Raw genomic sequence first — 7469 nt, 5'->3', positions numbered from 1 at the left:
TTCTATAGACACAAACTCCGAACCATAGTATAAAGGCAAGGAGAAAGATTAGAAATTGAAGTAAAATCAAGTGCTTACATGGAGGAATAAATTCACCTTGTTAAGATACAATTTCTATACTATTTAACACTTACAAAACATCCTATGGAATAAGAATTTCTTCATTACAATGGATGATTCTAAGTTAATAAAGTTGTTAGCCCTTGATATGTGCTGTGTTGGGATTTCTCTGTTATAGTGTGTTAACTAGGAGTATAAATTATAGAAAGTGTGCGAATCATGGAAAATAATCCTCAAGACATTGACACCATCCTCCTTCATGAAAAAATGCAAGTTGCCATTGAGTATCAAAATGAAGCCTGGGCTGATGGTATGGCAGATGGTATTGAACCGGAAATTATCGCTAATGCTGCTATAATTTTAGCGATTCGCGAAACAGTTCGGATGCACGGAGAAGAAAAAGTGGAAAATCTCTTAAATTCCCTTAAGGCTCGTATGTTAGCAGGAGAATTTTCTCCTAAACGCATTATTCAATGAATAATCCCTAGATTTTCATGATCCCCAATCTATCTTTTAGGCAGAATAATATCCTGTAAGAAGGGATTATCGCTATTGAATTCTAGATTCTTGGTTAGTGTGTTGCCGATAGAATCGTGCTGAACCATTTTCGATACTTCTCTGGAAATAATGGCTGGTATGGGGGGATATAGTGTTTTGATTGAAATTTTCCCTTCCAGCGCAAAGATATTTTTTAAAAATATCTTCAGTAAAAAAGGAGAGATTATAAGTCTATCTTCATTTTAGGTTATGACAAAAAAATATTAACTACAATCTTGTGTGAGATTCTGAATGCCCTCTATTTATCTACCAAATCGATCATTTATTACAATTAGCGGTAATTCTGCTCAATCTTTCCTACAAAATATTATCCCTGCGAAAATAAATGCCTTGCCTTTTGGCATTGCACGTGGCACCGCGCTACTCTCACCCCAAGGAAAAATTTTATTTTACTTTTTAATCAGTAAACTTGAAGAAGATGTTTTTGTTTTGGAAATAGATAGCGATCAATCTGATTTGCTTATGAAAAAATTATTTCTCTACAGACTACGAGCGAATGTCACTTTCGAAGCGCAAAAAATCAGTGGCGTGACTTTATCTTGGAATCAAGATAATTTCTCGGAAAATCCTTCTTTCATTGACGAAAGATTTTCAATAGCTGGCGTGTCGCTTCAGAGGACACAGGGATGTAGTATAGATTCCACGATTGATCCGAAAGAATATTATAACTTAAGGATCGATCATGGAATAGTTGATCCTGACATTGACTATCCTTCATCTTCGGTGCTTCCTTATGATCTTTTGATGGATATGAACAAAGGAATTTCTTTTACGAAAGGTTGCTATATTGGACAAGAAATTATTTCTCGAATGAAGCACCGTAACATGATTCGAAAACGTTCAATCATGATAATAGGAAATTCCTTCTTACCCCCTAAAGGATCTCCTATTCTCGCTGCAAACAAGACAATCGGGATACTTGGAATCGTTGTAGAACACAGAGCTTTGGCTATCGCTCGCATAGATAAAATTAACGAATCTATTGAAGAAAACGTTCCATTAACAGCAAACAACATAAAAATAGTCCCATCTTTTCCCTTCTGGAGTGGATTAAAATTTTCTGTTGTGCAAAATCCTCAGAAAGCATAAAATATCCATCCTAGAAAATATATCGCTCTCGCTTTAAAAGATTTTATTGCCAATTCGAAGAAATACTTTCCTTATCAAAAGAACACTTCTGATGTTTACCTAAGAAAAGCTTTTGCTATCTTTCTTCAGTGCGATGACATCTTAAGATGATATTTTCTCTATCAAACGAGTCTGAATTGCCCAGATATACTGGTGGATCAAATAAAGGATTCCCTATTTTCTTGTATATAATATTGTCTTTAAAAATCGTAATCCTAAAACCCATTCTATAATATCTGTATATTTTCTCCCTTTCCTCCCCCATAGCAGAATATCAAATCTTCTATCAGGAATCTAAAAATCTTGTCGTGATGAAAATTATATGCGACAATAGAGAAGTTCTCTTTCCAGAAGAACATAATATTTACAATATCGGATATGTTTTTTTGTTCACAAGAAATTTTTACGCCATTGTATAGATATACCAGTTAAAAGTTTAGAATTGGGATTTCCTTCTATAAAAAAGATATAATGGCTTTTAGAATTTTCAGTACGCAGTTTATTTGCGGGATTTATATTTCAATAATTTATGCGCTTGTAATATAATAATTTGACAAGGATAAAAAATGACTATCTTGAAGAGATCTTATTCCTCTTTGTTATCTTTCGTACAAATCAACAAATTAAAAGCTATTCTGGCTTTTCTAATGCTCGGGACAAGCTGTTCTTCATTAAAATATTCTAATGTTTCTGCTTATAAAGTTGAATTATTAGAAAACATGAGTTACGAACAACTGCTCGGTGTTGCAGATAAAATCGGGAATCAATACCAATCAAATCCCAAAAACAAAAAGGTAGGCATTGCATATGCCGATGTCTTACGAAGAGTAGGTCGTTCTAAGCAGGCACTTGCCGTTATGCAACAGATCATCATACAAAATCCAAATGATAGGAGTACACTCTCAGAGTACGGCAAAGCTTTGGCTGCTGCTGGATATTTGGAAGAAGCCCTTGCTGCAATTGAACGTGCCCAGACACCTGATATGCCTGATTGGAAGCTGATTTCTGCTAAAGCATCTATTTTGTCCCAGATGGGAAGATACCATGAAGCACGAACACAATTTAACAATGCCTTAGATTTCGCTCCCAACGAGCCTTCTATTCTTTCTAATATGGCAATGTCCTATCTCTTAGAAGGAAATATACAGAAGTCTGAAGAGAACTTGCGCATTGCCTCGGCAATGCAAGGCGCTAATAGCAGTGTGCGACAAAACCTTGCTCTCGTTGTTGGTTTACAAGGACGCATTAAAGAGGCTTATACTATCGCTCAACAAGATCTATCTCCAGAAGCAGCGGCAAGAAATATGTCCTATCTTAAATCAACGCTTTCCCACAAAGATTATTGGAAAAAGATACGGGAAAAAGATCAGCGTCTCCTCAATGTACAAGATATAAAGTAGTAAGACTTTTCTTTCCTTATTCAATGCGTGGTTTGTTTAATAGGGCGGTTAAGCACGAATACTTAAAAGTAAACCCATGCATTGGAGTAGAAAAGCCAAAATAAAAAACTGATGGATTTAAATCTTGGACAAGAGAAGACATGAGTTTATTTCGGAACTATTGGCAAGATGACACCATTCCCCCTCCCCCGTTTGGTTTTTTAATTCTTACTATATACGAGGCTTAGATGCTCGGATGCCCCGTAGAGCGGATCATCAGCATTTAAAGGGCAACGTCTTTTCCATAAAAACCCAAAAAACAGGAACGATAATTACCATTAAGCTTCCAGATCATCTCATGAAACTTCTTGAAACAAAACCTACAGGCAAAGACACATTTTTCATATCTACAGCCCAGCGTTTAAGCCTTTGGTTTATAAGAAAATCTAAACTGACAGGAGTTAACAAATCCGCTCATGGCGTTAGAAAACTCTCTGCTATTCTTTCAGTTGAATCAGGAGCGACCTCACACGATTTAATGGCTACATATGGATGGAAAAGCATAACGCAGGCAAAAGCATACACCAAAGGAGCAGACCGTATAAATCTAGGTATTAAGACATCTAGACGTATTGCTGATTCCCTTATTGTTCCCGAACCTAACAAAAAAGGTAAGGGGAAATAATGATAATATACAGTTAAATAAAACACTTAAATACAATATAAAACTATATATTGGCAGTAATGTGAAATCAACCTACAATGAGATACTAACATTCTACCAGAAAATACTTCCATGAAATTAATATAATTCCTGTATTCCGATGCCTCTGGCAAAAATATTCTTATATTTCAATAACATAACAGCTTTGCTTATCTTAAACTAACAATTGGCTTCTCTGTTGTTGGATGCTTCCCCTCATAAGCGAAGATTATCTGTTTTTAAGAAACATCGGAACCATCAATAAAAGAAGAAAATCCTCTCTCACCCCAAAAATAAAACGAGAAAAACGTCAGATCCCTCGTCTTGAATAAGAGTTTTAAACAGCTCTCTACTTGTTTTACACCTACAAAACTTTCGTCGAATCCCTATAACTCTTTTTATTTCTATCCTGCAAACGATTCCCTCTCCTTGTGGAATATAAATATCCTCTGTTCCCAGAAAAAAATCTGACAAATTCTGAAAAACAATCTCCTTTTTATCAATGCATTTTTACAAGTGTGAACGAAATTATCTGCCATGACCACTGGTATTACGAATACTTTTGATATTTATCTATAACTTCTTCGTATTTTATGTACTTGATACGGCATATACCAAGAATTTAAATCAAAAAATAACATATCATATATTTTTCATGAAAAAATTATACCTATAACTCGCTGCTCATAATAATCCGAAAAACCATCGTAGCATAAATCTATTTTTTAAAAGACATGTTTCCTGAATATCACCATTCTTCAAACAAGTTTTCCAATAAGAATCTTCATAGTTTTGAAAAAATAAAGGTCAAAAAATATTATATTGATAAGGTGCTTTTAGTATGTTTTTTAATTTACCAAAATATGAAATTTATCTATTGATCTCAGCCGAGATTATCTCTAAACGAAAGCAATATATTTTCATCTTAATATTCTCCTAGAGAGATATTATTGGAAAGGTCTTAGTTTACATGTTAAAGCCTGTAACGCTATTTTTATATGCAATGATCATAATCCTTGCTGGATCTCTAACAGCTCCAAGAACTAACGATACGCAATCTATTAAATGTGCTCCTGGTTATGGAGTAGATCCATGCAAGAAATCTGCATCACTTTCCACTTATTAAAGCACTCTGCTTTATATGATTCTCTTTTTAAAAAAGAATTCCCATTAATAATCCTATAACGCCAAAAATTATTCTCCACAAAGCAAACAGGGCATACCCTCGCTTTGATATAAAGTTCAATAAAAACCGTACAACGATTAGTCCCGTTACAAAAGCAGAAAAGCAACCAATAATAATTGAAATTCCTGTATCATTCATGATAGCCGCACGATTTTTATAAAAATCTAAAGCGCAAGCACCAATAATTGTCGGCATTGATAAAAAGAAGGAAAACTCTGTGGCCGAACGCTTATCAGCACCAAACATCAAAGCACCAATAATAGTAGCTCCCGAACGAGACGTTCCGGGAATCATGGCAAGACACTGAAATAAACCTATCTTTACTGCCAAAGATGCTGGATAATCCTTAATCTCAAAGTGTTTCGGTTTAAAATTAATACGATCAATTATCAATAATATGAAACCACCAATAATAAGGGTAACACACATAATCGTCATCTCTTTGAATAGTATAGACTTAATAAAATCGTATGCTAAAAAACCAAAAATCGCTGCGGGCAGGAATCCAATGAGTACGTTTATTACAAAACGACGAGCACAGACATCAGAAGGAAGCAAAAGAACAATCGAAACGATCTTACGACAATAAACGTACAATAAAGCGGCTAAAGCTCCTAACTGCACTAAAACAGTAAAACTGCTTCCTGGTGATTCAACACCTAGAAGATGACTTATAATCAATAAATGCGCGGTCGAAGAAACAGGGATAAATTCTGTTAGACCCTCTACCCCACCCAAAATCAGTGCAGTTATTATAGAATAATTGGACATCACAAAATTATCCCCCTCTTCAAACAAAGATTTAACTGACCCGAAATTCAAATCGAATATTGTGGCTTTTCCTACATGTTTTTCATGCACCATCCCACGCATTTAATCGGAAGGATATTAACATGCACATCACAGAAACAATAGCTTTAGCTTTGGCAATCAAAGAAAAAACCACCACACAGTTTTCGAACTGTGTTTGAATCATCATTAAAAAGCAAATGAGAGACAAGAGGCGCATCTCATCCTTGATGATCTTTTACCAGCGTATGCCGCACAAAGCCCTATTCTTCAGGACGGGAGGATATCAATAGCCACAAGGCATTATAGCACCTACTTCAAAGAAACAATACAAGACTATAAAAGCTATGAATACTAACTTTCTAAAAGCCCAAGAAGCCACCATATACTTCGTATATGTTCTATTTGATTATTGTCACTGTCAAGTACTATTTTACCTTGAAAGCCTACATGGCTTAGTACAAAATCTTCATAGTCAGCAGTCGTATGATTAGGGCAATCCTCAATATCTCAATGTACTTCTGATTCAAATCCTGGTCGCTAATGTCCTTAGAATCTAATAAAGAATCAATGGCTAGATAGCATAAGCGGAACTTTTTAGCCTTTTTGATAAAAGATATAAACAATGTATAATAAAGCCAATATGCATAGAACCAATAAAATATCCTTTCTCCAATTGTAACATCCCTTATTACGCCAATGAGACATAGAAAGTTTATCCCGCCCGTAACCCTGCTAATAGTTGCAATGCGGTTGAGCTTGGCTTCCGCAACCGGCGAACTTTGGAGGTGATCCACATTGCATTTTTTAAGTTTCTTTGTGCCAACTATACCATCCTTTTAGAAGGTGGCTTTTCCGCGCCCTTTAAAATAGAATATAGACTATTTTAAATTCAGCCTCTGCTTTTTGTGCTTATTTTCGAACGCATAAGGCTTTACATGGCTTCTCGTACTTTTTCTGCCTCTTCAAATGGAAACTTTAACTTTGAATATATTACTTTGTATACAGACAAAGATTTAAACTATTCATTTACTTTCTTAATGGCTTTGTTCTCTTCTGCGTGGACGAAGTTTTTAACTCTAGAACAAAATCTTTAGGACTTAGGCAGATGGCAAATACTGTTTTCATATCGTTAAGGCTGGCAAAATCTCTTTCGGAAGAGGATGATATGACTTTGAAGATATCTACTTCGTTTCTTAGGATTTCAGCTAGGAGGCAAGTCCCTAGTCACACGATACAATTCATTTTTAACTCGTTCCAAGACATAAGCTTTGAATTTTTCTTGTGGTTTATCGCATTTACCCATTTTTTGTCCTTTTAGGTTTGGGTGGTTGATAATATTTTCATAAGAATAAAGACAAAAATCGCTTCTTACCTTTTGCTTGAATTCTGTATCATATCTCTTTTTCCAAGTAACGCCGTGCAATTCTACTTCACCGCCAATATCGAAATAGCCATAGATGAAGATCTGTCGAATCCTAGGATCGCTGCACCATCAATTATGGCTCCTCCGCTTACTTGATCATATACATATGCGTGTTAACAGATACGGGTCGTGGTTTTGTCTTCAGAACTTCCTTAGACTTTTCCACTCTCACCAATCCATCTTTCCCCGTAGTGACTTAGGTTCTATTCACTTTCGACATATCCGCCTAAATCACCATAT

5 protein-coding genes are annotated in these 7469 nt (G+C 35.4%); 4 read left to right on the top strand and 1 reads right to left on the bottom strand.

What is annotated here, in order from left to right; translation table 11 throughout:
- Positions 1-279 precede the first annotated feature (279 nt).
- From H0G72_RS05255 to H0G72_RS05240, 4 genes are all read left to right on the top strand, one after another.
- A complete protein-coding gene (locus tag H0G72_RS05255; protein WP_182017728.1) occupies positions 280-537 on the top strand; it encodes a hypothetical protein in 258 nt (85 codons plus the stop codon).
- 312 nt (positions 538-849) lie between these two features.
- Complete coding sequence (ygfZ, locus tag H0G72_RS05250) at positions 850-1707, top strand: CAF17-like 4Fe-4S cluster assembly/insertion protein YgfZ (protein ID WP_182017727.1); 858 nt, start codon at positions 850-852, stop codon at positions 1705-1707.
- Between the two features lie 605 nt (positions 1708-2312).
- On the top strand, positions 2313-3146 hold the full coding sequence (locus tag H0G72_RS05245) for a tetratricopeptide repeat protein (protein WP_259345161.1): 834 nt from the start codon (positions 2313-2315) through the stop codon (positions 3144-3146).
- Positions 3147-3381: 235 nt separating this feature from the next.
- Entirely contained in the window at positions 3382-3810 is a 429-nt protein-coding gene (locus H0G72_RS05240; RefSeq protein ID WP_182017726.1) for a hypothetical protein, read from the top strand.
- 1171 nt (positions 3811-4981) lie between these two features.
- Here the strand turns inward: H0G72_RS05240 and H0G72_RS05235 are convergent.
- Positions 4982-5785, bottom strand: a complete 804-nt coding sequence (locus H0G72_RS05235; protein ID WP_182017725.1) for an undecaprenyl-diphosphate phosphatase — start codon at positions 5783-5785, stop codon at positions 4982-4984.
- Positions 5786-7469 lie beyond the last annotated feature (1684 nt).

This window comes from Candidatus Liberibacter sp. (genome assembly GCF_014048425.1).
GTDB lineage: Bacteria > Pseudomonadota > Alphaproteobacteria > Rhizobiales > Rhizobiaceae > Liberibacter.
The sequence above is the reverse complement of the archived record's forward strand: the minus strand, read 5'-3'. Positions and strand labels throughout refer to the sequence as shown.

Coding starts and splice junctions, on each gene's coding strand:
- H0G72_RS05255 (WP_182017728.1), top strand. CDS start 280: ATGGAAAATAATCCTCAAGACATTGACACCATCCTCCTTCATGAAAAA.
- ygfZ (WP_182017727.1), top strand. CDS start 850: ATGCCCTCTATTTATCTACCAAATCGATCATTTATTACAATTAGCGGT.
- H0G72_RS05245 (WP_259345161.1), top strand. CDS start 2,313: ATGACTATCTTGAAGAGATCTTATTCCTCTTTGTTATCTTTCGTACAA.
- H0G72_RS05240 (WP_182017726.1), top strand. CDS start 3,382: ATGCCCCGTAGAGCGGATCATCAGCATTTAAAGGGCAACGTCTTTTCC.
- H0G72_RS05235 (WP_182017725.1), bottom strand. CDS start 5,785: ATGTCCAATTATTCTATAATAACTGCACTGATTTTGGGTGGGGTAGAG.